22 protein-coding genes are annotated in these 25682 nt (G+C 65.5%); 12 read left to right on the forward strand and 10 right to left on the reverse strand.

Annotated features, from left to right (window positions below):
* Nucleotides 1-146: 146 nt before the first annotated feature.
* The 4 genes from I6F09_RS30975 to I6F09_RS30990 all read right to left on the reverse strand — a co-directional run bounded on the left by I6F09_RS30975 (nucleotide 147) and on the right by I6F09_RS30990 (nucleotide 2648).
* On the reverse strand, nucleotides 147-1082 hold the full coding sequence (locus I6F09_RS30975) for a transporter substrate-binding domain-containing protein (RefSeq protein ID WP_036014158.1): 936 nt from the start codon (nucleotides 1080-1082) through the stop codon (nucleotides 147-149).
* Between the two features lie 89 nt (nucleotides 1083-1171).
* Nucleotides 1172-1762, reverse strand: coding sequence for an SCO family protein (locus I6F09_RS30980; RefSeq protein ID WP_225189768.1), 591 nt, complete (start codon nucleotides 1760-1762; stop codon nucleotides 1172-1174).
* Nucleotides 1763-1786: 24 nt separating this feature from the next.
* The gene (locus I6F09_RS30985) at nucleotides 1787-1981 is read right to left on the reverse strand and encodes a hypothetical protein (RefSeq protein WP_036014155.1); all 195 of its coding nucleotides are present in this window, start codon (nucleotides 1979-1981) and stop codon (nucleotides 1787-1789) included.
* A 145-nt stretch (nucleotides 1982-2126) separates the two neighbouring features.
* Nucleotides 2127-2648 (reverse strand): hypothetical protein, encoded by a 522-nt coding sequence (locus tag I6F09_RS30990; protein WP_036014153.1) that lies wholly within the window; start codon nucleotides 2646-2648, stop codon nucleotides 2127-2129.
* 281 nt (nucleotides 2649-2929) lie between these two features.
* Here I6F09_RS30990 and I6F09_RS30995 point away from each other — a divergent pair, with 281 nt between their 5' ends.
* The 7 genes from I6F09_RS30995 (at nucleotide 2930) to I6F09_RS31025 (ending at nucleotide 10719) form a co-directional block, all read left to right on the forward strand.
* Nucleotides 2930-4588 carry an FAD-binding dehydrogenase gene (locus I6F09_RS30995; RefSeq protein WP_225189769.1) on the forward strand — a complete coding sequence of 553 codons (1659 nt, stop codon included), beginning with the start codon at nucleotides 2930-2932 and terminating at the stop codon, nucleotides 4586-4588.
* Between the two features lie 3 nt (nucleotides 4589-4591).
* Nucleotides 4592-5509, forward strand: coding sequence for a PHB depolymerase family esterase (locus tag I6F09_RS31000; protein WP_036014144.1), 918 nt, complete (start codon nucleotides 4592-4594; stop codon nucleotides 5507-5509).
* 128 nt (nucleotides 5510-5637) lie between these two features.
* Nucleotides 5638-5988, forward strand: coding sequence for a RidA family protein (locus I6F09_RS31005; protein WP_025032572.1), 351 nt, complete (start codon nucleotides 5638-5640; stop codon nucleotides 5986-5988).
* Nucleotides 5989-6101: 113 nt separating this feature from the next.
* Nucleotides 6102-6467: a nuclear transport factor 2 family protein gene (locus I6F09_RS31010; RefSeq protein ID WP_225189770.1), complete on the forward strand. Its 366-nt coding sequence runs from the start codon at nucleotides 6102-6104 to the stop codon at nucleotides 6465-6467.
* Nucleotides 6468-6717: 250 nt separating this feature from the next.
* Nucleotides 6718-9303 (forward strand): ligase-associated DNA damage response DEXH box helicase, encoded by a 2586-nt coding sequence (locus I6F09_RS31015; protein ID WP_225189771.1) that lies wholly within the window; start codon nucleotides 6718-6720, stop codon nucleotides 9301-9303.
* A 42-nt stretch (nucleotides 9304-9345) separates the two neighbouring features.
* Entirely contained in the window at nucleotides 9346-10017 is a 672-nt protein-coding gene (gene pdeM, locus I6F09_RS31020) for a ligase-associated DNA damage response endonuclease PdeM (RefSeq protein ID WP_050995974.1), read from the forward strand.
* A 270-nt stretch (nucleotides 10018-10287) separates the two neighbouring features.
* Nucleotides 10288-10719, forward strand: coding sequence for a hypothetical protein (locus I6F09_RS31025; RefSeq protein WP_036026470.1), 432 nt, complete (start codon nucleotides 10288-10290; stop codon nucleotides 10717-10719).
* A 61-nt stretch (nucleotides 10720-10780) separates the two neighbouring features.
* Here I6F09_RS31025 and I6F09_RS31030 read toward each other — a convergent pair whose 3' ends face one another.
* Both I6F09_RS31030 and pyrE read right to left on the reverse strand, forming a co-directional pair.
* A complete protein-coding gene (locus I6F09_RS31030) occupies nucleotides 10781-11584 on the reverse strand; it encodes a DUF2865 domain-containing protein (RefSeq protein WP_036014132.1) in 804 nt (267 codons plus the stop codon).
* A gap of 217 nt (nucleotides 11585-11801) precedes the next feature.
* Nucleotides 11802-12365, reverse strand: a complete 564-nt coding sequence (pyrE, locus tag I6F09_RS31035) for an orotate phosphoribosyltransferase (protein WP_036014130.1) — start codon at nucleotides 12363-12365, stop codon at nucleotides 11802-11804.
* Nucleotides 12366-12549: 184 nt separating this feature from the next.
* Between pyrE and I6F09_RS31040 the strand changes: the two genes are divergently transcribed.
* Nucleotides 12550-13176: a glutathione binding-like protein gene (locus tag I6F09_RS31040; RefSeq protein ID WP_036014128.1), complete on the forward strand. Its 627-nt coding sequence runs from the start codon at nucleotides 12550-12552 to the stop codon at nucleotides 13174-13176.
* Nucleotides 13177-13182: 6 nt separating this feature from the next.
* Here the strand turns inward: I6F09_RS31040 and I6F09_RS31045 are convergent, their stop codons facing one another.
* The 3 genes from I6F09_RS31045 to I6F09_RS31055 form a co-directional block, all read right to left on the reverse strand.
* Nucleotides 13183-13818, reverse strand: coding sequence for a LysE family translocator (locus I6F09_RS31045; protein ID WP_225189772.1), 636 nt, complete (start codon nucleotides 13816-13818; stop codon nucleotides 13183-13185).
* Between the two features lie 270 nt (nucleotides 13819-14088).
* Nucleotides 14089-17169, reverse strand: a complete 3081-nt coding sequence (gene polA / locus I6F09_RS31050; RefSeq protein WP_225189773.1) for a DNA polymerase I — start codon at nucleotides 17167-17169, stop codon at nucleotides 14089-14091.
* A 259-nt stretch (nucleotides 17170-17428) separates the two neighbouring features.
* The gene (locus tag I6F09_RS31055) at nucleotides 17429-18496 is read right to left on the reverse strand and encodes an acyltransferase family protein (RefSeq protein WP_225140971.1); all 1068 of its coding nucleotides are present in this window, start codon (nucleotides 18494-18496) and stop codon (nucleotides 17429-17431) included.
* Between the two features lie 203 nt (nucleotides 18497-18699).
* Here I6F09_RS31055 and I6F09_RS31060 point away from each other — a divergent pair, with 203 nt between their 5' ends.
* The 4 genes from I6F09_RS31060 to I6F09_RS31075 all read left to right on the forward strand — a co-directional run bounded on the left by I6F09_RS31060 (nucleotide 18700) and on the right by I6F09_RS31075 (nucleotide 24946).
* Complete coding sequence (locus tag I6F09_RS31060; protein WP_225127013.1) at nucleotides 18700-20016, forward strand: UDP-glucose/GDP-mannose dehydrogenase family protein; 1317 nt, start codon at nucleotides 18700-18702, stop codon at nucleotides 20014-20016.
* Between the two features lie 118 nt (nucleotides 20017-20134).
* Nucleotides 20135-22609: an ATP-dependent helicase HrpB gene (gene hrpB / locus I6F09_RS31065; RefSeq protein ID WP_225189774.1), complete on the forward strand. Its 2475-nt coding sequence runs from the start codon at nucleotides 20135-20137 to the stop codon at nucleotides 22607-22609.
* Between the two features lie 127 nt (nucleotides 22610-22736).
* Nucleotides 22737-23249, forward strand: a complete 513-nt coding sequence (locus I6F09_RS31070) for a TIGR02281 family clan AA aspartic protease (RefSeq protein WP_225189775.1) — start codon at nucleotides 22737-22739, stop codon at nucleotides 23247-23249.
* 197 nt (nucleotides 23250-23446) lie between these two features.
* Entirely contained in the window at nucleotides 23447-24946 is a 1500-nt protein-coding gene (locus I6F09_RS31075; protein ID WP_036026482.1) for a phosphomannomutase/phosphoglucomutase, read from the forward strand.
* A 162-nt stretch (nucleotides 24947-25108) separates the two neighbouring features.
* Here I6F09_RS31075 and I6F09_RS31080 read toward each other — a convergent pair whose 3' ends face one another.
* Nucleotides 25109-25618, reverse strand: a complete 510-nt coding sequence (locus tag I6F09_RS31080; protein ID WP_025032510.1) for an Lrp/AsnC family transcriptional regulator — start codon at nucleotides 25616-25618, stop codon at nucleotides 25109-25111.
* Nucleotides 25619-25682 lie beyond the last annotated feature (64 nt).

Consider the following 25682-nt stretch of genomic DNA (forward strand, 5'->3'; position numbering starts at 1 on the left):
GCTCGCGGAGAGGACGGAACGATTGCCGCGTCCTTCAATAGCGGAATTCGCGGGCGGGCGGGACCGGGAATTTCAGGCGTGGTGAATGGGTATGACGCGCGCGTGATGATCTCTGCGATCGTCCGCACTCCCGCTGCAGGCGGAGGTCAGAACGGACTGACCGAGAAATACCGTAGCCAGAGATCGGTGTAGCGGCCTTTTTCCCAGATCCGGAACATCGCCCAGTTCAGGGCCTGGCGCAGCACGTCGTTGCCCTTGCGCACGGCGATGCCGATGCCCTCGCCGAAGAAACGGCTCTCGACGAACGGACCGCCGGAGAAGGCGCAGCAATCGGCCGAATCCGTGCCGTTGATCCAGAACGCCAGCGAGATGGCGTCGCCGAAGATGAAGTCGACCTCGCCCCTGCGCAGAGCTGCGCGCATCGCATCGTCATTGGGGTAGGCGTGCAGCTCGGCGTCGGTGAACATCGCCTTGAGATACGCCTCGTGCGCCGAGCCGGCGATGGCGCCGACCTTCTTGCCCTCGAGATATTCGGGGCGGATCTCCGGCATCACCGCATCCTTGCGCGAGACGAAGCGCGCCGGCACGCGGTAATAGGGATCGGTGAAGTCGACGCGGGCGCGCAGCTGCGGGCTCACCGCCATGGAGGCGATGATGGCATCGCCCCGGTTGGAGGTGAGCGCATCGACCAGCGTCTCGAAACGCCGCATCTGCACCGTGCAGGTGACCTTGATCTCCTCGCACAGGGCGCGGGCGAAATCGACGTTGAAGCCGGCCGGATTGCCGTCCGCACCGGTGTAGTTGAACGGCGGATAGTCGGTCTCGGTCAGGAAGCGGATCACGGTCAGGCGGGACAGGTCCGGCCGTTCGGGGCGCCGGCGCGGGTCCCAGAACCCGGGCACCGCCTGCGGGGCGGCCTGGGGCGCCGCCTGAGGGGTGGTCTGTGGCGCAGCCGGAGGCCGCTTGGCGGGAGCTTGCGCGTTCGCCTCGGTGAGGCCGCCGAGCAGGCAAAGGCCAGCAGCCAGCCCTGCCAGCAAGCCACGGACAGATTTGAGCGATTTCGCCTGTTGCGATGGAGCCATCGGCCGAAGGAATGAATTTCGTCGGGATCGGAGGGCCTTATAGACCATCCCGCCGGGAACGCGAGCGCCGATTGTGGCCAGCGTGAAGCTCAGAGATACCGCTTCAAATCAACCGCTGCCTCTTCCGGCGTCCGCTTCAAATTGAACGGCGAGACGAACCTGCCCTCGCGGTCCATCAGGTAGATCAGCGCGGTGTGGTCCATCGTGTAATCGCCGTCCTTGGTCGGGACCTTTTTGGCATAGACCCGGTAGGAGGAGATCACCTTGGCGGTCTCGGCGGGGTCGCCGGACAGGCCCTGGAGGTGCGGATCGAAGCTCGACAGGTAATCCTTCATCGTCGCCGGCGTGTCGCGCTCGGGATCGACCGAAATGAAGATGGCATTGACCTTGTCGGCGTCCTTGCCCAGCGCGCGCAGCACTTCCGAGATCTCGAACAGCGAGGTCGGGCAGACGTCGGGGCAATGGGTGTAGCCGAAGAAGATCAGGGTCGGCTTGCCCTTCAGGCTCTTGTCGGTGACGGCCTTGCCGTTCTGGTCGGTCAGCTGGAACGGGCCGCCGATCGCGGCCGGCTGTGCCACCTTGCCGACCCCGCCCAGGGCCCAGAACATGATCAGGAGCCCGACGACGAGGCTTGTAGCGAAGGCGGTCGCGATCACCAGCGGACGGGTGGCGGAGCTCATGGGCGGAAAACTTCCTGTCGCAGGTCAGAAGCAGGCGGCAAAGCCGGTCCTGATCATTTCGAAGAACACCTGGCTGCCATAGTGGAACCAGAGCGCCAGCGCGCCGATCACGGCGAGACCGCCGATTGCAGCGCCCGCCCACAGCAGCACGGATGGCATCCGCCCGGCAGTGGGCGAATTGTCCGATAGCCGATGTGCCGGGTGCAGCGGTTGAGCCATGACAACAATCGGGACGAAGGCCCCGGTTCCCTGGCTTTCAGATAGGCTTTGCGCCGGCTGCGGGCAAGGCGCCGCCAGCAGGCAAGGCTCCGCCAGCTGGCAAGACGCCGCGGCGGCGCCAGAGGACGCCGCCAGCCTGTGGATGTCAGTGGAGGAGCTGGCCCCGGGCGGATTCGAGCGGCTCAGCTTGCGGGAGCGACCGGCGCGACGGCCTGGTCGTCGAGGCCTGCGCGTCCAGGTAGCACGGCTTGTACATGGCCTGGAGCTGCTTGCCCCTCAGGAAGAGCATCCGCGGGGTGAGGCCGCCCCGCTGGCCGATCCAGCGCCTGATCTGCGAGGGATACATCGCATAGAGCATCTGGGTCGCTTCGGGATTGGTGATGGCGCGGCCGTTGGCGCCGAAATCCCAGGCGGCATGGAAGCCCAGCGTCGCATGCGAGGTCACGCAGATCCGGTCGTGCGGGATAGCACCGAGAACGATGGTACAGGCCGAGGCGCAGAGGCCATCGATGATGACCGTCTCGCCCGATTGCCTGAGGTCCTGGTACTTGTCGACGTAGGTTCCGATCCGGCCGCCGCGGTCATCCGCGATCCGAACCACCGCGTGAGAAGCCCCCATGCCTGCGATCAAGAGAACCGCCGCAAGCAACCCCGTCAGAAAATTCATTTTCCCCCGCCCCAGTCGAATTCGAATCTGTGTGTCAGGTGATGATGCACGGCTAGCGTCGGTCGTAACCGAGGCTTTGTCTAGGCAGGCCTGCTGGCTCAAAACAAATTAAATCCAGTGTTGCGTCCGCGCTGCACCCGGCCGGTCTCCATCCCAAAGTGGAACAAGTTAACGAGGTCTTGCGCGCCATACCCTTGATCTCAGTTGCAACCGCTGGCTTCAATCCGGGCAACTACAGGGGGGAACCCTTGAGGAGGAGAAGAACTTGGAGGGGGAAGCGCATGGTTCAAGAAACGGATGTCATCGTCGTCGGCGCGGGACTGTCGGGCCTCGTTGCCGCCACTGAGATCGCTGATGCGGGCAAGCGCGTGATCGTTATCGACCAGGAAGGCGAGCAGTCGCTGGGGGGCCAGGCGTTCTGGTCGTTCGGCGGATTGTTCCTGGTCGATTCGCCGGAGCAGCGCCGGCTCGGCATCAAGGACTCCTACGAGCTTGCCATGCAGGACTGGCTCGGCACCGCCGGCTTCGACCGCGACGAGGATTTCTGGCCGCGCCAATGGGCCGAAGCCTATGTGGCCTTCGCGGCCGGCGAGAAGCGCGGCTGGCTGCGCGCGATGGGCCATCGCTTCTTTCCCGTGGTCGGCTGGGCCGAGCGCGGCGGATATGATGCGATGGGCCACGGCAATTCGGTGCCGCGCTTCCACGTCACCTGGGGCACCGGCCCGGGCATCGTCGAGCCGTTCGAGCGCCGCGCGCGCGAGGCGATGAAGACCGGCCGATTGATCTTCCGATTCCGCCATCGCGTCGATGCGCTCTCGGTCACCAATGGCACGGTGGATGGCGTCAGCGGCGTCGTTCTTGCGCCTGATGATGCAGAGCGCGGCAAGAGCTCCTCGCGCAACGTGGTCGGTGACTTCGCGTTGAAGGCGCAGGCCGTGATCGTCGCCTCCGGCGGCATCGGCGGCAACCACGAGCTGGTGCGGCAGAACTGGCCGGAGCGGCTCGGTGAGCCCCCGAAGTTCATGATCTCCGGCGTGCCCGAGCATGTCGACGGGCGCATGATAGGCATCACGGAAAAGACCGGCGCACGGCTGATCAATCGCGACCGCATGTGGCACTACGTCGAGGGCATCCAGAACTGGAACCCGATCTGGCCGCGCCACGGCATCCGCATCCTGCCGGGTCCTTCCTCGATGTGGTTCGACGCGACAGGCACGCGGCTGCCGGCGCCGCTATTCCCGGGCTCGGACACGCTCGGCCAGCTCAAATACATCATGTCGACAGGCTACGACTATTCCTGGTTCATCCTGACCCAGAGCATCATCAAGAAAGAGTTTGCGCTGTCGGGCTCGGAGCAGAACCCGGACCTGACCGGCAAGAGCTGGCGCATGACGCTTCGCCGCGCCACCAACAAGGGCGCGCCGGCGCCGGTGGAGGCGTTCAAGAGCCATGGTGTCGACTTCATTGTCCGCGACAAGCTCGATGAGCTCGTTGCGGCCATGAACAAGCTCGCCGGCAGCGATCTCCTCAAGCTCGAGCACATCAGGATGCAGATCGAGGCGCGCGACCGCGAGATCGCCAATCCCTACGTCAAGGATGCGCAGGTCATGAACATCCACAATGCGCGCCGCTATATCGGCGACAAGTTGATCCGCACCGCTTCTCCGCACCGCATCCTCGATCCCGCGCATGGGCCGCTGATCGCCGTGAAGCTCAACATCCTCACCCGCAAGACGCTGGGCGGCTTCGAGACCGATCTCGACTCCCGCGTGTTCGGGGAGGAGGGCCGCGTCATTCCCGGCCTTTACGCCGTCGGCGAGGCCGCCGGCTTCGGTGGCGGCGGCGTGCATGGCTATCGCTCGCTGGAAGGCACCTTTCTGGGCGGCTGCCTGTTCTCGGGCCGCAATGCGGGCCGTGCCGCCGCCAAGGCAGTGGGCTAGACCATGCGGCGGCGGATGCGCATCGCCACGCTGATCGCTGCTTTGACGGCAGCTTCGGCTGCGTCCGCCGATACGGTCGATGTCAACGGGGTGAAGCGCTCCTACACCGCGCAACTGCCGGCCAAGCGGCCCGCACCGCTCGTCATCGTGCTGCATGGCAAGACCCAGCGCGGCGCCGACATGGTCACGCGGACGGCCTGGCCGCAGGTTGCCAAGCGCGAGGGCCTCGCCGTGGTGTTTCCGGACGGGCTCAACAACGCATGGGCGGACGCGCGCACTAAGGCGGGGCCGGCCCTGCGCGGACCACCGGTCGGCACCGATGACGTCGCCTTCATCGCAAGGCTGGTCGAGAAGCTGGTGGCCGACGGCACGGCCGATGCGAAGCGCGTCTACGTCGCCGGCGTCTCCAATGGCGGTGCCATGGCGATGACCATGGCCTGCGCGCGGGCCGATCTGTTTGCGGCGGCTGCGAGTGTGATCATGAACCTCAACGATGAAGCCGCCGTCACCTGTCATCCGTCGCGGCCGCTGCCGATGCTGCTCATGAACGGGACGGAAGATCCGCTGGTCCCTTATGAGGGCGGGCGCGGATCGAGCTATTTTGCCGCAGAGGGATTCTGGTCGACGGATGAGACGCTGGCGTTCTGGCGCAGGCTCAATGGCTGCGAGACCGACGACGCCGGGATCACCGACATGCCCGACGCGGCGCCCGCGGACCAGTCCACGGTCACGCGTATCAGCTCGCGCTGTCCGGCTGGGCACGACGTCGTGCTCTATCGCATCAACCACGGCGGCCACCGCATGCCAGGCTTTGCTCCGGATGCCCGATTCCCGAAGGTCGCCAGGAACCTGCTCGGACCGCAGAACGGCGACATCGACGGCGCCGAAACGATCTGGACGTTCTTCAGCCGGTTTCCGTGAACGGCGTTGCTGCCCCACGCATGCGTGCCGGGCAACGCATGCGTGGCAGGCAACGCACGCGTGCCAAGGGGTGGCACAGTGCAAACCGCTGGGCTAGACAGGGCCGCCATTCCAGCCAGGAGATCCAGATGAGCATTCAGCGTTTTGAAACCGGCCCGCGCATGAGCCAGGTCGTCGTGCACGGCAACACCGTCTATCTCGCCGGTGTCGTCGCCAACAAGGCGGCCGGCGAAAGCGTGACGAAGCAGACCCAGGACATCCTGGCGACCATCGACGGTCACCTCGCCAAGGCCGGCACCGACAAGTCGAAGCTGCTCTCGGCCACGATCTACATCACCGACATGAAGACCTTCGCAGAGATGAACGCTGTGTGGGACGCCTGGGTCTCGCCCGGCAATACGCCTGCGCGCGCCACCGTCGAAGCCAAGCTGGCCGCCCCGCAATACACCGTCGAGATCATGGTGACGGCGGCGAAGTAATTTTTGCGAAAACCTCACGCGCGTTGATGACCTCCGAGGTAATCGATCAACGCGCGTGAACCTTCGATAGTCACGGTCAGCCGGACAACACGGCGCCATCGAAGGAGAGAACCATGACCGACCCCGTCACCATCGCCCGTCGCTACATCGAGCTCTGGAACGAGCGCACCGCCGGCCGCCGCCGCGAGCTGCTGAGCGAAAGCTGGACGACGGATGCGAGCTACGTCGACCCCGTGATGAAGGGCGACGGCCAGGACGGCATCGAGGCGCTGATCGCAGGTGTGCAGCAGCGCTTTCCCGATTTCACATTCAAGCTGATCGGCGAGCCCAACGGCTACGGCGATCACATCCGCTTCTCGTGGGGACTTGGCCCTGACGGCGCCGACAGCCCGATCAAGGGCACCGATTTCGCCGTGCTGAAGGACGGCCGGATCAGAAGCGTGACCGGATTTCTCGATGAGGTCCCGGCCGGGGCGTGAGAGCGCTGGCCCTCGTCGCGCAGGCGAGGAGAGGACCGAAATTTGGACCTCACAAGCGGTCGTCATGCCCGGGCTTGTCCCGGGCATCCACGTTCTTCGTGCCGCGGGTAAGACGTGGATGGCCGGGACAAGCCCGGCCATGACGATGTCGAGTCTATCGTGCCTCAAATGGACAGCGCGTGTGCGATCGCCCTGTCGCAGGCCATAGCCCCCCTCGACGAAGCCATCCCTACGGCTTACCTGTCATGCCGTGCCGCCCCGTCTCCTCCAGACATCGACCGAGCCGGCCGCCCTGCTGCCGGATCGCTTTCGGGCCTGGTTCGCAGCCCGCGGCTGGTCGCCGCGCGCGCATCAATTGGCGCTGCTGGAGAAGGCGCGCGAGGACCGGTCCGCTCTCCTGATTGCGCCGACCGGCGCCGGCAAGACGCTGGCCGGATTTCTGCCGACGCTGGTCGAGCTGTCGACGCAGCCGCTGACACGCGACGCGGGTGCGAAGAAGAACCTCGTCTCCACCGGCCGGAGCGTGCAGCGCAGCGGCGGCCTGCACACCCTCTACATCTCGCCGCTCAAGGCGCTCGCCGTCGACATCGCGCGCAACCTTGAGCGTCCGATCGCCGAGATGGACTTGCCCATCAAGGTCGAGACCCGCACCGGCGATACGCCGGTGTCGCGCCGTCAGCGGCAGCGGCGCTATCCGCCCGACGTGTTGCTGACGACGCCCGAGCAGCTCGCGCTGCTGCTCTCCTCCGACGACGCACCGTTCCTGTTTTCCTCTCTCAAGCGCATCGTGCTCGACGAGCTGCACGCGCTGGTCACGTCCAAGCGGGGCGATCTGCTCTCCCTCGGGCTGGCGCGATTGTGGCGCCTCGCGCCGCAGATGCGCGCGATCGGCTTGTCCGCGACCGTAGCCGAGCCAGAGCAGCTCGCGCGCTTCCTGGTGCCGCAGCCCGACGGCAAGGAGCGGGCAGCCGACATCGTCGTCGCCGGCGGCGCCGCGCCGCCCGTGGTCGAGATGCTCGATACGCGCGAGCGGCTGCCCTGGGCCGGTCACAGCGCGCGTCACGCGCTCCCTGAAATCTACGAGCTGATCAAGGCCAACAAGACCACGCTGGTCTTCGTCAACACCCGCAGCCAGGCCGAGATGCTGTTCCAGAATCTCTGGAGCATGAACGACGATGGCCTTGCCATCGCGCTGCATCACGGCTCGCTCGACGTCGCCCAGCGCCGCAAGGTCGAAGACGCCATGTCGGCGGGCCGGCTGCGCGGCGTGGTCTGCACCTCCTCGCTCGACCTCGGCGTCGACTGGGGTGACGTCGATCTCGTCGTCAATATCGGCGCGCCAAAAGGCTCCTCGCGTCTGATGCAGCGCATCGGCCGCGCCAATCACCGCCTCGACGAGGCTTCCCGCGCGGTGCTGGTGCCCGCCAACCGTTTTGAAGTGCTGGAGTGCCGCGTCGCCATCGACGCCATCGCCGAGAATGCGCAGGATACGCCGCCCTTGCGCACTGGCGCGCTCGACGTGCTGGCTCAGCATGTTCTGGGCTGTGCCTGTGGCGAGCCGTTCTTCAGCGACGAGCTCTATGGCGAGGTTCGCACCGCCGCGCCCTACGCAAGCCTGTCGCGGCAGCATTTCGACGACGTCGTCGATTTCGTCGCCTCCGGCGGCTATGCGCTGAAGACCTATGAGCGCTTTGCTCGCATCAAGCAGGACAAGGAGGGACGCTGGCGCGTCGCCAATCCCAAGGTGCGGCAGAGCTACCGCATGAATGTCGGCACCATCGTCGAGGACGACATGCTGAAGGTGCGGCTGGTGCGTTCGCGCGACAGCGGTGCAGGATCCACAGGCGTGATCGCACGCGGCGGCCGACTGCTCGGCGAGATCGAGGAAGCCTTCATCGAGGGCCTCTCCCCCGGCGACACATTCGTGTTCTCGGGCGAAGTGGTGCGCTACGAGACCCTGGTCGAGGACCAGGTCTATGTCTCGCGCGCGCATGACAAGGACCCGAAGGTGCCGTCCTACATGGGCGGCAAGTTTCCGCTTTCGACCTATCTCGCCGAGCGCGTGCGCCGCCTGCTCGATGATGGCCGCGCCTGGGGCGGCTTGCCGGAGCAGGTGCGCGACTGGCTGTCGCTGCAGAAGGATGTCAGCAGAGTGCCGGCGGTCCGCGAGCTGCTGGTCGAGAGCTTTCCGCGGGCCAACAAGCATTATCTCGTTTGCTACCCCTTCGAGGGCCGTCTCGCGCATCAGACCTTGGGCATGCTGCTGACGCGCCGGCTGGAGCGCGCTCGCGCGCGTCCGCTCGGCTTCGTCGCCAATGAATATGCCGTGGCGATCTGGGGGCTCGGTGATCTCTCCTTCATGATCCGCGATGGGCGGATCGACCTCAACGCGCTGTTCGATCCTGACATGCTCGGCGATGATCTCGAAGCCTGGCTCGCCGAATCCGCGCTGATGAAGCGAACCTTCCGCAACTGCGCCATCATCTCCGGCCTGATCGCGCGCCGCCACACCGGGGAGGAGAAGAGCCGCCGTCAGGTGCTGTTCTCGACCGATCTCGTCTACGACGTGTTGCGCAAGCACCAGGCCGATCACGTCCTGCTCCGCGCTGCGCGCGCCGATGCCGCCACCGGCCTGCTCGATTTGCGCCGGCTCGGCGACATGCTGATGCGCATCCACGGCCGCATCACGCACCGGGAACTCGACCGCGTCTCCCCACTCGCCGTGCCCGTGATGCTGGAAATCGGCCGCGAGTCAGTTTATGGCGAAGCTGCAGACGAGCTTTTGGCGGAAGCCGCCGACGAGCTCGTCAAAGAGGCGATGGATCGAAGCGGGTAAGACGTGACGGCAGGCGCGCTGATTTCGGGAGATGTCGAGGACATGCGCGTTTCCAGAGTCACGATCAGCGATGTGACCTTTGCGGCCGATCTCTCCGGCGCGCTGTTCTGGGACGAGCAGCGCCTGCTCGTCGTCTCCGACCTGCATCTCGAGAAAGGCTCGAGCTTCGCCACGCGCGGCGTCCTGCTGCCGCCTTACGATACCATTGCGACGCTCGGCCGGCTCGCTGCTGTCATCTCCCGCCATGATCCGCGAGTGGTCATCGCGCTCGGCGACAGTTTTCACGACCGCAGCGCGCATGAGCGCCTGTCCGCCGAGGACCGCGACGCCTTGGCCGCACTCCAGACCGGCCGCGACTGGATCTGGATTTCCGGCAATCACGACCCCATGCTGCCGCGCGATCTTGGCGGCACCATCGCGGACGAAGTCGCAATCGGCCCGATCACCTTCCGCCACGAGCCGACCGGCGCCCACGGCGAGATCGCCGGCCATCTGCATCCGAAGGCGCGTGTCTCGGCGCGTGGCCGCTCGATGGAGCGCCGCTGCTTCGCCAGCGACGGGATGCGGGCGGTGATGCCGGCATTCGGTGCTTACGCGGGGGGCCTCAGCGTCCGCGATCCAGCCTTCGCAAAGATCTTTCCGGCGAATGGCTTTGTCGCCCATCTCCTCGGCGACCGCCGCGTCCACGCCATTGCGGCCTCGCGCTGCCATTGAGGCGCCGGCTGCATTAGGACAGCACTACGACCGGTATTTTTCCGGAATCGCGCAAAGCCCGCTGTCGGTATTAACGTCCGCGCTTGCCGGGGCTGGATTTCATCCCGAACAAGATTGCAACCGGCAAAGGGGTCGCCTCGGGCGGCCCCTTTCGATTCCACGCGCGCCCAGAACAAATTAAGAACACTTTAGCAAGTCTTTGATATATCATTGTGATTCGGCGCCTCGCCGATACAATATCTAGCGTCTGTCCGACTTTGCGAGGACTACATGTCCACCATTGCCTTCGACCAGTTTGCCCTCACCCGGATCGCCGATTTCGCGCGCTCGCTGTCACGGCTGCATCAGGCCGCGCGGCGCCAGAGGGTCGATGACGACCAGTTCGACCGCGAGTTCAACGCGGTGTGCCAGTCGATCTGGGGCTACACCATCGACGATGTCAGCGACGATCTGTTCTCGTCCGAGGATCATCTGTTTCTCGACACGCTGGACGAAGCGCATGCGCGCATCTTCGCGGCGGAGCAGGGCTATGACCTCGTCGGCGATCAGGGCATGCTGACCGATTGGTGGGGCTTCTGCTGGATGATCCTGGCCGAGAAGCGCGGCCTCCTGACGCCGGAGAACCGCGCCTCCGCGCGCGCCGCGATCGAGGAGAAATATCTGGCGGCGCCGAATGTGATCGGCGTGATCATCGGGAGGTAGTGCCGCAAATTCCGTCATTGCTTCGCTACGCTCGCAATGACGGTGTGGTTACAGGTGAGGCTTACTCCAACCCCGCCCGCTTCGCCGGCTTCGCGGCGGTCTTCGGCACTGTCACGTCCGGCAGCGGCTCGCGCACGATCTCGTTTGACGCTGGCGCATCTGCCGACACCGTCTCGGCGCGCACCGGCGCCACCTTCATCTCGCCGAGCCGCGCTCGAACCTGCGCGGTGAGGCCGGGATAGGAGGCAACCGGGGTGAAGTCCGCAGCCTGGTCGTTGCCGACGCGGACGCCGGTATAGGCGACGAGGCCGTCGCTGGTGGCGATCACGTCGCCGGCCTTCAGGGAGGAATCCAGCGCAAGGTCGACCGGGGCAAGACCGACGGGTTCACGGCCGTTGCAGGTGCAGTCGGCGCGCAGCGCCTTGCGGTAGGCGAACGCGTTCTCGCTGTCGGCATAGCGCTCGCCGGTCTGTGAATAGGCACCGTCGATCGACGAGCCGAAATAGACCTTGGTCGCGCTGGCAGGACAGAACGCCTGACACATCTGCGCGGGTGAGACGAGACCGCGCATCAGCGGAAAGTATTTCCCGTCGCAACTGCGTACGCAGAAGGCCGGTCCCGAGCCACCGGCCGCGGCCGAGCGGGTCGGCGGCACATATTGCGGCGTGGCGCCATTCTGCTGGCTGCTGAAGGGATCGACGTGGGAGTTCGCCGGCGGCACCTCGCGCTGCGGCCGCTGCTGCATTCCGCCGAAGAGGAAATCGAACAGGCCTTCGGCTGCAACCGAGGTCGGCGCCGCCAGCAGCGGCGCTGCCAGCATGGCGGCCACAAGCGAAGCGCGACGCCGCCGGCGCGCATGGGACATGACTGTACGCAATGCTTACTCCACCCGACGCTACTGAATCGGCTGGGACCGAGCGATCTCAGCACACGATTCACCATAAAGCGGGATGGTAAATGAGCAGTTGAGCGTAGGCGGTTTCAAGACGAGGCGGTGGCCTCTTTAAGGCCGGGCGCAGCTTTGGACGGGTGGTTGCTACCGGGACACATTGAGGCACGACGGCGGAGAAATTTCCGCCACTTCACCCCTTCAAGAATTCCGACGCCTTGTACAGCGAGCGGAACGGCAGGCCAGCCGCACCGAACGTGTCGGTGGCGCCTTCCTCGCGATCGACCATGGTCAGCACCAGCACGACATTGGCCCCGGCCTCGCGCACCGATTCCACCGCCTTCATCGCCGAGCCGCCCGTGGTGGTGACGTCCTCGACGATCACGACGCGCTTGCCCGCCAGCGTCTCGCCCTTGGGCAGGCCCTCGATCGCGAGCTTCGCGCCGTGCTCCTTCGGCTTCTTGCGCACGAAGAAGGCCGCGATCGGATGCCCCTTGATCCAGGAGATCTGCGCCAGCGCGCCGGCGAGCGGCACCGCGCCCATCTCGAGCCCGCCGATAAAATCGAGCTGGTCGTCCTTGAGCGCCTCGTAAGTCAGCTCGGCGAGCAGCGTTGCGCCCTCGGGGTCGAGCATGGTCGGCTTGAGGTTGAAGTAGAAATCGCTCTTGCGGCCCGACGCGAGCGTCACCTCGCCGCGGCCGAATGAGCGCCGGCGGATGATCTCGAACAGGCGGGCGCGGGAGGCGGATTTCGACACGGCGGTCCCTCAAACGGCGTTTTTGGTGGGGGCGGAATTTATCCGCGACCGACGCGACATTCCAGAGGGGGCGTCTCCCGTCAACAGGGATCGGCCATCCCGGCCCAAAGGTTGTGAGGGCGCAACCTTCTGGAGTAGGTGAGGGGGCAAGCCTTCGGGCACGCCTCTTGGGGAAGGACACGGAATGACCATCGAGCTCTATACCTGGAACACGCCGAACGGCCGCAAGATCTCGGTCGCGCTGGAGGAGATGGGGCTGCCCTATAAGGTGATCCCGGTGAACATCACCAAGGGCGAGCAGATGGCGCCCGAGTTCCTCAAGCTCTCGCCCAACAACAAGATCCCCGCGATCGTCGACCCCGAGGGGCCTGAGGGCAAGCCCGTCAGCATCTTCGAATCCGGCGCGATCCTGCTCTATCTCGGCGAAAAGACCGGCAAATTCCTGCCGAAATCGCTTATCCAACGCATTCCGGTCTACGAATGGCTGATGTGGCAGATGGGCGGCTTCGGCCCGATGCCCGGCCAGGTACACCATTTCATCGCACTCGAGAACGAGCAGGACCGGGCCTACGGCCTGAAGCGCTTCATGGCCGAGACGCGCCGGCTCTATGGTGTGCTCGACCGCCGCCTCGAGGGGCACGACTTCGTCGCCGGCGAGCTCTCGGTTGCCGATTTTGCCATCCTGGGCTGGGCTTGGCGCCATCCTCGCCACAAGGTTGATCTGGCCGACTTCCCCAACGTCAAGCGCTGGTACGAGGCCCTGATGGCGCGCCCGGCCGTGAAGCGGGGGATGGAGGCGAAGCTGGATTGAGCTTCTTCACACCCTCTTCGCTTCTACCGCCATCCGCACCGCGAGCCCGGCCAGCACGGTGCCCATCAGCCAGCGTTGCACCAGCATCCAGCTCGGCCGGTTCACCAGGAACAGCGCGATCGATCCGGCGGCGAGCGCGATCATCGCGTTGACGCTGACGCTGATCGCGATCTGGATCGCGCCCAGCACCACAGACTGCGTCAGCACGCTGCCCGCCGCGGGATCGATGAATTGCGGCAGCAGCGCCAGATACAGCATCGCGATCTTCGGGTTGAGCAGGTTGGTGATGAAGCCCATCACGAACAATTTGCGCGGGCTGTCGACCGCGAGCTTCCTCACCTGGAACGGCGAGCGTCCGCCCGGCTTCACCGCCTGGCAGGCGAGCCACAGCAAATAGCCGGCACCGGCAAAGCGCAGCGCGTCATAGGCGAAAGGAATGGCGAGCAACAGCGCCGTGATACCGAACGCCGCGCACAGCATGTAGAACACGAAGCCGAGCGCCACGCCGCCGAGCGAGACGATGCCGGCCGCGCCGCCTTGCGTGATCGAGCGCGAGATCAGGTAGATCATGTTCGGTCCCGGCGTGAGCACGAGGCCGAGGCTGACGAGGGCGAAGCCGAGCAAGGCGGAGGTGTGGGGCATGGTTGAACCGGTGCGGGAGATGCAAAGGTTCTAATACGCGCGGGATCGCGCGGCCATCGCGCAATTGATCGGAGGACAATCGAGGTCTTGCGCCGGTGTGCTCCCTCGCCCCGGTTCTTACGGGGCCGGGACGAGCTTCGCTCGCCCTGAGAGGGTTGGGGTGAGGGGCTTTCTCCACACGGGCGGTCGTCGATAGACCTGCACCCCCTCACCCGGATCGGAAGGGCGATCCGACCTCTCCCCGCAAGCGGGGAGAGGTAAGGAAGTGCGCTAATGCGCCTCGTCCCAATTGTTCGCGGCGCGGGCGTCGACATGCAGCGGCACCGAGAGCAGCACGGCCGGGAACGGCGCATCCTGCATCACCTTCTGCACGACGGGGAGCGTTGCCTCGACCTCGTCGTCCGGCACCTCGAAGATCAATTCGTCGTGCACCTGGAGCAGCATCTGCGCCGACAGCTTCCTCGCGGCCAGCGCATCCTCCACGCGGGTCATGGCGCGGCGGATGATGTCGGCGGCGGTGCCCTGAAGCCGCGCGTTGATCGCGGCGCGCTCGTTGAAGGCGCGCACCGAGGCATTCGAAGCCTTGATGTCGGGGTAGTGGCACTTGCGGCCGAACAGCGTGGTGACGTAGCCGTGGTTGCGGCAGAAATCGCGCGTCTCGTCCATATAGGCGCGGATGCCGGGGAACCGTTCGAAATACTTCTTGATGTAGGCGGAGGCTTCCTCGCGCGCGATGCCGAGCTGGTTGGCGAGGCCGAAGGCGGAGATGCCGTAGATGATGCCGAAATTGATCGCTTTCGCGCGGCGGCGGATCTCGCTCGGCATGGCCTTGATCGGCACACCGAACATTTCCGACGCGGTCATGGCGTGAATGTCGAGCCCATCGCGGAACGCCTGCTTCAGCACCGGAATATCGGCGATCTCGGCCAGCAGCCGCAGCTCGATCTGTGAATAATCGGCCGAGACCAGCTTGTGCCCGGGCGTGGCGATGAAGGCGCGGCGGATCTTGCGGCCGTCCTCGGTACGCACCGGAATGTTCTGCAGGTTCGGCTCGTTCGACGACAAGCGCCCCGTCGTGGTCGCAGCCAGCGCGTAGGTGGTGTGCACGCGGTGGGTCTGCGGGTTGACGTAGGTCGGCAGCGCGTCGGTGTAGGTCGATTTCAGCTTGGAGACCTGGCGCCACTCCAGAATCTTCTTCGGGAAGTCGTGGCCCTGCTCGGCGAGCTCGTCGAGCACCTGTGCGGTGGTCGACCACGCGCCGGTCTTGGTCTTGGTGCCGCCAGGCAATCCCATCTTACCGAACAGGATGTCGCCGATCTGCTTGGGGCTGCCGACATTGACCGGCTCGCCCGCGATCTCCTGGATCTCGGCCTCGACGCGCGCTGCGGTCTGGGCGAAGTCGCCGGACAGACGCGACAGCACCTGGCGATCGATCGAGATGCCGCGCCGCTCCATACGCGCAAGCACGGAGACCAGCGGCCGCTCCAGCGTCTCGTAGACCGCACTCATGTGCTCGGAAACCAGGCGCGGCTTCAGCACGCGCCACACCCGCAACGCGATGTCGACGCCTTCGGCTGACAGCGGTGCGGCCTTGTCGATCGGCACCTGGTCGAAGGTGATCTTGCCCTTGCCGCTGCCGAGCAGCTCGCTGTCCTTCAGCATGGCATGGCCGAACCAGCGCTCCGACAACGATTCGAGCGCATGCGAGCCGCGGCCGGCATCGAGCACGTAGGAGATCAGCAGCGCATCGTCGATGTTGCGCAGGGTGATGCCGTGCTGCGCCAGCATCACGGCCGTGAACTTGACGTCGAAGCCGATCTTGAGGATGCCCGTCGATTCCAGCACCGGCCGCAGCGCTTGCAGCGCGTCGTCATGCTTGACCTGGTCCGGCGCGAGGCCGGCATCGAACAGGCCGGCGCCGCCGCCGGATTGCTTGTGCGCCAGCGGCACGTAGCAGGCCTCGTTCGGCGCCAGCGCCAGCGCGATGCCGCAGAGATCGGCCTGCATCGGATCGATCGAGCTCGCTCTCGTCTCGATCGCGACATGGCCGGCGTCATGGATGCGCGCAATGAAGGCGTCGAGCTCCTTCAGCGTCTTGATGGTCTGGTATTTGCCGCGATCGACAGGAAGCTTGCGCAGCGCCTCTTCGCGCGCGACGGCGAGCGAGATCGGCGCACCCTTCGGGCTCGCAGCCTTGTCCTCCTTGCCTGCCGATTTGTTGGGCTGGTTCGGCCGGGCTGGCGCCGGAGTTCCCGTGCCTGGTGTGGGCACGACGTCCGAAGGCGGCAGCGTCGTGAACACGCTGGCGCCGCTGGCGTAGCCGGGATCGGCATCGACATTGGCAGGATCGATCTGCGCATATTCGGCGACGCGCCGCGTCAGCGTCGTGAACTCCATCGCCTTGAGGAAGGCGATCAGCTTGCGCGCGTCGGGCTCGTGGACGGCGAGGTCGTCCAGCGGCACCTCCAACTCGACCTTGTCGTCGAGCAGCACGAGTTGCCGCGAGATGCGCGCCTTCTCCGCATTCTCGAGCAGCGCCTCGCGCCGCTTGGGCTGCTTGATCTCGCCGGCGCGGAACAGCAATTGGTCGAGATCGCCATATTCGGTGATCAGCTGCGCCGCGGTCTTGATGCCGATGCCGGGTACGCCCGGCACGTTGTCGGTGGAATCGCCCGCGAGCGCCTGCACCTCGACCACCTTGTTCGGCGGCACGCCGAACTTCTCGATCACCTCTGATATGCCGATGCGGCGGTCCTTCATGGTGTCGTACATCGTGACGCAATCGGTGACGAGCTGCATCAGGTCCTTATCGGACGACACGATGGTGGCGCTGGCGCCGCGCTCGCAGGCTTGGCGCACATAGGTCGCGATGAGATCGTCGGCCTCGAAGCCGATCTGTTCCAGGCAGGGCAGGTCGAAGGCGCGCACGGCTTCGCGGATCAGCGCGAATTGCGGAATGAGATCGTCGGGGGCCGGCGGCCGGTGCGCCTTGTAGTCCGGATAGATCTTGTTGCGGAAGGTGATCTCCGACTTATCGAAGATGATGGCCAGATGCGTCGGCCGATTGTCCTCGGGCATCTCGCGGAGCAGCTTCCACAGCATGTTGCAGAAGCCGAGCACGGCGTTGACCTGGAGCCCGTCGGATTTGCGGTTCAGCGGCGGCAGCGCGTGATAGGCGCGGAAGATGTAGGAGGAACCATCGACCAGGAAGACGTGGTCGCCCTTTCCGGCCGCCTTTGCCGCGACCGGTTTGGCAGCAGCCTTGGCAACAGCGGGCTTGGTCTCTGCGGCAGCTTTCGGCGCGGCCTTGGTGTCAGCTTTGGCGGTGGTCTTCGGAGATGTCTTGGGCATGGCCGCAATGTATGAATTTTTGCGGACTTTGACAGCCTTGGGAGGCGGATTTTTGGGCCGGTAGCGCGACTAATCCCCGCTGTCATTCCCCGCGACCCGGCTATGCCAAGGCTTCGCCGAGGTCTCGGTCTTGGGCACGCCGAAGCTCTAGCGTAGGCGGCAAGCGGGGAATCCAGTACGCCGCGGCTTCTCGGCTCAATCAATGCTCTCGGCGTACTGGGTCGCCCGGTCGAGCCGGGCGACGACACCGAGAGGGCAGCTACTCCGCTGCCTGCAACCGCGCGCCCGCCTTCCTCGGCGCGATCCAGAACGCATCGGGCCGCTCGAACAGGAAGCGCGCATTGAGGCGGAGCGCGACCTGCCAGATCACAAGCGATCCGAGCACGCCAGCGACGGTAACGAGCAGCGACACCGTGCCGATATCAGGGATGACGCCGGTGCGCAGCAGCAGCGTTCGCGTCGCCGCCATCGGCAGGAAGAAGGCGAGATAGATCACGATCGAATGCTCGCCGCAGAAGCGGAGGAAGTTGAGCCAGTGCGCCCGCGCGAGCAGCGTGCCCGCCGCGATGATGGCGCAGGCGCCGGCGAAGCCGAGCGCGAGCGAGACGATCGCCCACTCGCTGGCGCCCGCTGCGACGAGGCCGGCATTGATCAGCGCCCAGGCAGCGAGCGCTGCAAGCGCCAGCGCCGGATGCTTCCGCGCCTGATCCGACAGGGCGAACACGTAGGGCGCGAACAAATAGCCCGAATAGAAATAGACGAAGCGTGCGCAGAACTCGTCGATGGCGGTCCAGCCGGTCGTGATGTGCGCGGTCTCCAGCGCGGCGGCGACGAGCCAGACCGCGAGCGATGGGACCTTGCGTGTCAGTTTCGTGACGACGAAGAAGACCGGCAACAGATAGATGAACCACAGCGTGCCGAACGGCTCGATGAAGGATTCGAGATACAGCAGGCCAACATGCTGCCAGCTGGTCTCGGCCGCAAAGGCCGGGGCCTTGAAGCCGAATTGGATTGTCACCCAGACGACATAAAAATAGGCGAAATGCACCACCTTGCGGTCGAGATAGGTTCGCCAGTCCCGATCGATCACCAGAGACAGGAACAAGCCCGAAATCAGGAAGAAATCCGGCATCCGGAACGGCTTTGCGAAGGCTACGAGCACGTGCATGAACCCGGTCTGCCCGGCGGCAAGCTCCACCCCCAGCACCGAATGCATCATCACCACCATGACGATGCAGATGCCCTTGGCGTAGTCGACCCAGTCGATACGCGCGCCCGAAGCGGCCGTGGAAGGGCTGGCCGCCGCGATTGTGCCTGATCGTGCCATGGTGTCCCTTTTCGAGGCGCGTTCCGCCCGTGCCTGTGCGGGCCTGGGGCAGTTTGGAGCGCAGTAGTTTCCGACTTCTTTACCGGTTCAAATCGCGGGCCGGTTTTTGCATGCGGACTGTTCCATGGCCTCGGGAAAATGCTAAACCGCCCCGGATTGGGCTGAGTTGGACGTCCGTTAACCAAGCTGGAACAGGATTTTTCATGCGAATTGCGATGATCGGCACGGGCTATGTGGGATTGGTGTCCGGCGCCTGCTTTGCGGATTTCGGCCACGACGTCACCTGCGTCGACAAGGACGAGAGGAAGATCGCGGCACTCCATCGCGGCGAGATCCCGATCTACGAGCCTGGCCTCGACGAGCTGGTCGCGAACAATGTGAAAGCCAAGCGGCTCGACTTCACCACCGACCTGAAGCAGCCGGTCGCCGATGCCGATGCCGTGTTCATCGCGGTCGGCACGCCCTCGCGCCGCGGCGACGGACACGCCGACCTGTCTTACGTCTACGCCGCCGCGAAAGAGATCGCGCAGTCGCTGCAGGGCTTCACCGTGGTGGTGACGAAATCGACCGTGCCGGTCGGCACCGGCGACGAGGTCGAGCGCATCATCCGCGAAGCCAATCCGTCGGCCGATGTGGTTGTCGCCTCGAACCCCGAGTTCCTGCGCGAGGGTGCGGCGATCCGCGATTTCAAATTCCCGGATCGCATCGTGGTCGGCACCTCCGACGAGCGCGGCCGCAAGGTGATGGGCGACATCTACCGTCCGCTGTCGCTGAACCAGGCGCCGCTGATGTTCACCGCGCGCCGCACCGCCGAGATGATCAAATACGCCGCCAACGCGTTCCTGGCGACCAAGATCACCTTCATCAACGAGATCGCCGATCTGTCCGAGAAGGCCGGCGCCAACGTTCAGGAGGTCGCGCGCGGCATCGGGCTCGACAACCGCATCGGCACGAAATTCCTGCATGCCGGTCCCGGCTTCGGCGGCTCGTGCTTCCCGAAGGACACGAAGGCTCTGATCAAGATCGCGCAGGACTACGACGTCTCCTTGCGCATCGTCGAATCGGTGCTGGCGGTCAACGAGAACCGCAAGCGCGCGATGGCGCGCAAGGTGAGCCAGGCGCTCGGCGGCAATCTGCGCGGCAAGACCGTTGCGGTGCTCGGCCTCACCTTCAAGCCCGACACCGACGACATGCGCGATGCGCCGTCGATCCCGCTGGTAACAGGCCTGATCGACATGGGCGCGAAGGTGAAGGCGTTCGATCCCGTCGGCATGGAGCAGGCCAAGGGCGAATTGCCCGATATCACCTATTGCGAGGACGCCTATGCCTGCGCGCAAGGCGCCGACGCGCTCGTCATCGTCACCGAATGGGTCCAGTTCCGCGCGCTCGATCTCGACCGGTTGAAGGCGACCATGGCGCAGCCGGTCGTCGTCGACCTCCGCAACATCTACCGCCCCGAAGACATGGAAGCCGCCGGCTTCGTCTACGAGAGCGTCGGTCGTCCGCCAGTGCAGGGCTGATCGTTCCCAGCTCCACATAAATTCGTCATGGCCGGGCTTGTCCCGGCCATCCACGTCTGTTTTCTGGTCGAGGACGTGGATGCCCCGGACAAGCCCGGGCATGACGAGTGGATGGATCTTGCCCCGCAGCTTCGACACGCCCCTCCCGATCGATGCCGTGCTCGACGATTTGTCGCGTACGCTGGAGGCCAGCAACGCCGCAGTGCTGGTGGCCCCTCCCGGCGCCGGCAAGACCACGCGCGTGCCGCTGGCCTTGCTCGATGCGCCCTGGGCCAAGGACAAGAAGATCATCGTGCTGGAGCCGCGCCGCATCGCTGCGCGTGCCAGCGCCGACCGCATGGCCAAATCGCTCGGCGAGCGCGCCGGCGAAACCGTCGGCTATCGCGTCCGCTTCGGCTCGAAGATCTCGCGCGCCACACGCATCGAGGTGGTGACCGAGGGCATCTTCACCCGCCAGATCCTCGACGATCCCGAACTAACAGGCGTTGCCGCGATCCTGTTCGACGAATTTCATGAGCGCTCGCTCGACGCCGACATGGGCCTCGCGCTGGCGCGTGATGCGCAAACCGGCTTGCGCGAGGATTTGCGTATCCTGGTGATGTCGGCGACGCTCGACGGTGCGCGGGTGGCAAGGCTGCTCGGCGATGCCCCCGTCGTCGAGAGCGAGGGCCGTGCGTTTCCGGTCGAGACACGCTATCTCGGCCGCAAGGCGGATGCACCGATCGAACGGCAGATGGCGGATGCGATCGCATCTGGGCTGCGCGCCGATAGCGGCTCGGTGCTGGCCTTCCTGCCGGGTGCCGCCGAGATCCGCCGCACGCAGAATTTCCTCTCCGAGCGCGTGCAGGACGCCTCCGTCGAGATCGTGCCGCTGTTCGGCGCGCTCGATGCTGCCGTGCAGGACCGCGCCATCGCGCCGGCTCCCAGAGGCACGCGCAAGGTGGTGCTGGCGACCTCGATCGCGGAGACCTCGCTCACCATCGAGGGCGTGCGCATCGTCGTCGATAGCGGTCTTGCCCGCGTGCCGCGCTACGAGCCCGATATCGGCCTGACGCGGCTCGAGACCGTGCGCGCCTCGCGCGCGGCGGTGGACCAGCGCCGCGGCCGTGCCGGCCGCACTGAGCCCGGCGTCTGCTACCGGCTCTGGGACGAGCCGCAGACCACCTCGCTCGCGCCCTACACGCAGCCGGAAATCCTCAGCGCCGATCTGTCCTCGCTGGTGCTCGATCTGGCGCAATGGGGCGTCAGCGATCCCGCGGCTCTATCGTTCCTCGATCCGCCGCCGCAGCCGGCCTGGAAGGAAGCCAAGAGCCTGCTGAGCGAGCTCAACGCGCTCGACGGCGACGGCCGCATCACCGCCGAAGGCAAGAGCTTGCGTGCGCTGGCGCTGCCGCCTCGGCTGGCACGCATGATCGTGGATTCGCATCGCGCCGGCGAGGGCGAGGCCGCGGCCGAGATCGCGGCCATCATCACCGAGCGCGGCCTTGGCGGCGACAGCGTCGATCTCGAGCACCGCCGCGACCAGTTCCGCCGCGACCGCTCACCACGCGCGGCAAGCGCGCGCGATCTCGCGCACCGCTGGGCTTCGCAGGTCGCGGCGTCGGAGAAGGTGGCGCAGCAGGAGGATCTCTCGACCGGCCTGATGCTCGCCTATGCGTTCCCGGACCGCGTCGCGCGCAATCGCGGGAATGGCAGCTTCGTGCTGGCCAACGGCCGCGGCGCCTCTGTCGAGCAGACCTCCTCGCTCGCCCGTGCGCCCTACATCGCGATCGGTGAGATGACGGGGACGGCGGCGAGCGGTCGCATCTTGCTCGCCGCGCAAATCACCGAGGACGAGATCGAGCGGCATTTCGCCGAGCATATCGAGACCGCCGACGAGATCTCGTTCGATCGCGGCGCGATGGCGCTGCGGGCGCGGCGCAAGCGCGTGCTGCACGCGATCACGCTTTCCGAGGCGACGCTTTCAGTATCGCCCTCGGAGGACACCGCGCGCATCTTCGCAGATGGCCTGATCGCCGCGGGCCTCGACCGGCTGCCCTGGTCGAAAGCCGCCAAGCAATGGCGTGATCGCGTGATGTTCCTGCGCAAGGCCGAGGGCGACAGCTGGCCCGATTTGTCCGACGACGGTCTGATCGCGCGGCGCGACGACTGGCTGGTGCCGGCGCTCTCCGACAAGATCGCGCTCAAGGACATCTCCGCGGGCGATCTCTCCGACGCCCTGATGGCGCTCTTGCCCTGGGAGATGCGCACGCGGCTCGACCGCGAGGCGCCGACGCATTTCGAGGCGCCGACCGGCACTATGCTCGCGATCGACTACGAGGCCGAGCAGGGACCGACCATCGCGGTGCGGCTGCAGGAATTGTTCGGCCTCAACACCCATCCCTCGATCGCCGCCGGCAAGGTGCCGCTGGTGCTGGAATTGCTGTCGCCGGCCCAGCGTCCGGTGCAGGTGACGCGCGATCTGCCCGGCTTCTGGCGCGGCAGCTACGCCGCCGTCCGCTCCGACCTGCGCGGCCGCTACCCGCGTCACCCCTGGCCCGACGATCCCGCGAGCGCCGTGCCGACAAGGCGGGCGAAGCCGCGCGGGACGTGAGAACTCGCAACCGGCATTAACCCTCCGCTCATCCTTTTCGTCAAAATGACAGGAGCCCCGGCGTGCCTGCGCTCGCCGCCGGCCTCGTCGCGTGATGAAATCGAGCTTTCGGCTCGGAAGTGGTGTGATGCGTAACATTATGATCATCGCGGCCGTTATGATCGGCCTCGGCACCTTCATGGCGCAGATGGCGGACAAGATGAGCTCGGCTTCCGCCACGTCAGTGCCGCGCACGACGGTCGCAGTCGCGGCCACAGCGCCGGCCGGCGGCCGCAGCCTGGCCATTGGCCGTGACGGCCGCGGTCATTTCCAGACCGAGGGCCGGATCGACGGCCAGCGCATCGGCTTCATGATCGATACCGGCGCCTCCGTCGTTGCGCTGAACGAGACCTCGGCCGCCCGGTTTGGTCTCCGTCCCTCGCGCGGCGACTACAACGCCACGGTCTCCACCGCCAACGGCACCATCAAGGCCGCGCGCACCCGAATCGCCATGCTCGACGTCGGCGGCCTCATCGTGCGCGACGTCGATGCCATGGTGCTGCCGGACGAGGCGCTGTCGGAAAACCTGCTCGGCCTCTCCTTCCTGTCCCGCCTGAAGCGTTTTGAGTACGCCAACGGGCAGATGGTGCTGGAGCAGTAGAGGCGCTGCCCGCGCGACCGCGCAGTCGCCAATTTCAAGTAGATGATATCCTTGCTCCGGCTGCCCTCCCGGTAACGTTTCTTCGTTACCAAACTGCCGCAATTATCGGCCATAAGCCTTCATTCCCGCCTTTCGCTGCGGTTTGGCATTCGCTAAGCCTGCAGCAACTCCCGCCCCCCTTTCACGAGACCGACTCAATGTTCCCGAAGCCGAAATCCGTATTGTTGCCCAACACCTACGCCTTCGAATCCGAGCCGATGGTGAAGCCGACGGGCTTTCGCGAATACGACGCGCGCTGGTTGTTCCAGAAGGAAATCAATCTGATGGGTGTGCAGGCGCTCGGCATGGGGCTCGGCGCGCTGATCGCCGAGCTCGGCGTCAAACAGGAGATCATCACCGGCCACGATTTCCGCGGCTACTCGGCCTCGATCAAATACGCGCTGATCTCCGGCCTGATGGCGGCGGGCTGCAAGGTGCACGATATCGGTCTTGCGGTGACGCCGATGGCCTATTTCGCGCAGTTCGATCTCGACGTGCCCGCCGTTGCGATGGTTACGGCCTCCCACAACGACAATGGCTGGACCGGCGTGAAGATGGGCGCCAACCGCCCGCTGACCTTCGGCCCTGACGAGATGACGCGGCTGAAGGAGATCGTCCTGAACGCGGAATTCAAGAACAAGGCCGGGGGCTCCTACCAGTTCCACGAGAACTATCCGGCGCGCTACATCGCCGACCTCACCTCTCGTCCGAAGCTCAAGCGCAAGCTCAAGGTGGTCGCGGCCTGCGGCAACGGCACCGCCGGTGCGTTCGCGCCGCAGGTGCTGGAAGCGATCGGCTGCGAGGTGATCCCGCTCGACACCGAGCTCGACCACACCTTCCCGAAATACAATCCGAATCCGGAAGACATGGAGATGCTGCACGCGATCCGCGACGCGGTGTTGCAGCACAAGGCCGATGTCGGCCTTGGTTTCGACGGTGACGGCGACCGCTGCGGCGTGGTCGACAACACCGGTGAGGAGATCTTTGCCGACAAGGTCGGCGTGATGCTGGCGCGCGACATGTCGGCGATCCACAAGGACGCGCAGTTCATCGTCGACGTGAAGTCCACCGGCCTGTTCATCACCGATCCCGTGCTGCAGAAGCAGGGCGCAAAGACCGCCTATTGGAAGACCGGTCATTCCTACATGAAGCGCCGCACCAACGAGACCGGCGCGCTCGCGGGCTTCGAGAAGTCCGGCCACTTCTTCTTCAACAAGCCCTATGGCCGCGGCTATGACGACGGCCTGGTCTCGGCGCTCGCGATCTGCGACATGCTCGACCGCGCGCCCGGCAAGTCGATGGCCGATCTGAAGAACGCGCTGCCGAAGACCTGGTCGTCGCCGACCATGTCGCCGCATTGCGCCGACGAGACCAAATACGGCGTCATCGACAAGGTGGTGAAGCACTTCGAAGGCCTGCAAGCAAAGGGTGCGAAGATCGGGGGGCAGGCGATCCGCGATCTCGTCACCGTCAACGGCGTGCGCGTCACGGTCGAGGACGGCAGCTGGGGCCTGGTGCGCGCCTCGTCCAACAAGCCCGAGCTCGTCGTCGTGGTCGAAAGCCCGGTCTCGGAGCAGCGCATGCACGACATGTTCGAGATGGTGAACAGCGTGCTGCGCACGCATCCCGAAGTCGGCGAGTACAATCAGAAGATTTGAGGAGCACCTGAGAGAGGCGATCCGTCCCTCTCGCTCCGCTGTCATGCCCCGGCTTGACCGGGGCATCCAGTACCCCGCGGCTTCTCGATTCTATCACGGGCGTCTCTGGAATACTGGATCGCCCGATTAAATCGGGCGATGACACTTTCCGTGTGGCGTAAATTAAGCTGCCACCACCGCCGGGATCGGTAGCGCCGTCACCGACTTGATCTTCTCCATCGCGAAGCGCGAGGTGACGTTCTTCAGCGGCACGGCGCTGATCAGCTTCTTGTAGAACACGTCATAGGCCTGCATGTCCGCGACCACGACGCGCAGCATGTAATCGACGTCGCCGGCCATGCGATAGAACTCCATCACCTCCGGCATCGCGCTGACGGCCTCGGCGAATCGCTTCAGCCAAGCATCCGAATGGTCGGAGCTCTCGACCGACACGAACACGGAGATGCCGAGCCCGATCTTGTTCTGGTCGACGAGCGCGACGCGCTTGATGATCACGCCGTCGGCCTCCAGGCGCTGGATGCGCTTCCAGCAGGGGGTCGAGGACAGGCCGACCCGGTCGCCGATCTCGGCGACGGAAAGGGAGGCGTCTTCCTGGAGCACCATCAGGATCTTGCGGTCGATGGCGTCGAGGCGGCGGCTGGTCTCGGGAATTTGGACGGCGACATCAGTCATTTGAAGAACTTTGTTTCATTTCAGGGGCAGATTTCCCTGATATAGAGAAAATCTTTCCACAGCA

The sequence above is a fragment of the Bradyrhizobium sp. IC3195 genome (assembly GCF_020193585.1).
Classification (GTDB): Bacteria; Pseudomonadota; Alphaproteobacteria; order Rhizobiales; family Xanthobacteraceae; genus Bradyrhizobium; species Bradyrhizobium yuanmingense.

What these genes read in the sequence shown, in the direction of transcription:
- I6F09_RS30975 (WP_036014158.1), bottom strand. Translation starts at nt 1,082, where the DNA reads ATGGCTCCATCGCAACAGGCGAAATCGCTCAAATCTGTCCGTGGCTTG.
- I6F09_RS30980 (WP_225189768.1), bottom strand. Translation starts at nt 1,762, where the DNA reads ATGAGCTCCGCCACCCGTCCGCTGGTGATCGCGACCGCCTTCGCTACA.
- I6F09_RS30985 (WP_036014155.1), bottom strand. Translation starts at nt 1,981, where the DNA reads ATGGCTCAACCGCTGCACCCGGCACATCGGCTATCGGACAATTCGCCC.
- I6F09_RS30990 (WP_036014153.1), bottom strand. Translation starts at nt 2,648, where the DNA reads ATGAATTTTCTGACGGGGTTGCTTGCGGCGGTTCTCTTGATCGCAGGC.
- I6F09_RS30995 (WP_225189769.1), top strand. Translation starts at nt 2,930, where the DNA reads ATGGTTCAAGAAACGGATGTCATCGTCGTCGGCGCGGGACTGTCGGGC.
- I6F09_RS31000 (WP_036014144.1), top strand. Translation starts at nt 4,592, where the DNA reads ATGCGGCGGCGGATGCGCATCGCCACGCTGATCGCTGCTTTGACGGCA.
- I6F09_RS31005 (WP_025032572.1), top strand. Translation starts at nt 5,638, where the DNA reads ATGAGCATTCAGCGTTTTGAAACCGGCCCGCGCATGAGCCAGGTCGTC.
- I6F09_RS31010 (WP_225189770.1), top strand. Translation starts at nt 6,102, where the DNA reads ATGACCGACCCCGTCACCATCGCCCGTCGCTACATCGAGCTCTGGAAC.
- pdeM (WP_050995974.1), top strand. Translation starts at nt 9,346, where the DNA reads ATGCGCGTTTCCAGAGTCACGATCAGCGATGTGACCTTTGCGGCCGAT.
- I6F09_RS31025 (WP_036026470.1), top strand. Translation starts at nt 10,288, where the DNA reads ATGTCCACCATTGCCTTCGACCAGTTTGCCCTCACCCGGATCGCCGAT.
- I6F09_RS31030 (WP_036014132.1), bottom strand. Translation starts at nt 11,584, where the DNA reads ATGTCCCATGCGCGCCGGCGGCGTCGCGCTTCGCTTGTGGCCGCCATG.
- I6F09_RS31040 (WP_036014128.1), top strand. Translation starts at nt 12,550, where the DNA reads ATGACCATCGAGCTCTATACCTGGAACACGCCGAACGGCCGCAAGATC.
- I6F09_RS31045 (WP_225189772.1), bottom strand. Translation starts at nt 13,818, where the DNA reads ATGCCCCACACCTCCGCCTTGCTCGGCTTCGCCCTCGTCAGCCTCGGC.
- polA (WP_225189773.1), bottom strand. Translation starts at nt 17,169, where the DNA reads ATGCCCAAGACATCTCCGAAGACCACCGCCAAAGCTGACACCAAGGCC.
- I6F09_RS31055 (WP_225140971.1), bottom strand. Translation starts at nt 18,496, where the DNA reads ATGGCACGATCAGGCACAATCGCGGCGGCCAGCCCTTCCACGGCCGCT.
- I6F09_RS31060 (WP_225127013.1), top strand. Translation starts at nt 18,700, where the DNA reads ATGCGAATTGCGATGATCGGCACGGGCTATGTGGGATTGGTGTCCGGC.
- I6F09_RS31070 (WP_225189775.1), top strand. Translation starts at nt 22,737, where the DNA reads ATGCGTAACATTATGATCATCGCGGCCGTTATGATCGGCCTCGGCACC.
- I6F09_RS31075 (WP_036026482.1), top strand. Translation starts at nt 23,447, where the DNA reads ATGTTCCCGAAGCCGAAATCCGTATTGTTGCCCAACACCTACGCCTTC.
- I6F09_RS31080 (WP_025032510.1), bottom strand. Translation starts at nt 25,618, where the DNA reads ATGACTGATGTCGCCGTCCAAATTCCCGAGACCAGCCGCCGCCTCGAC.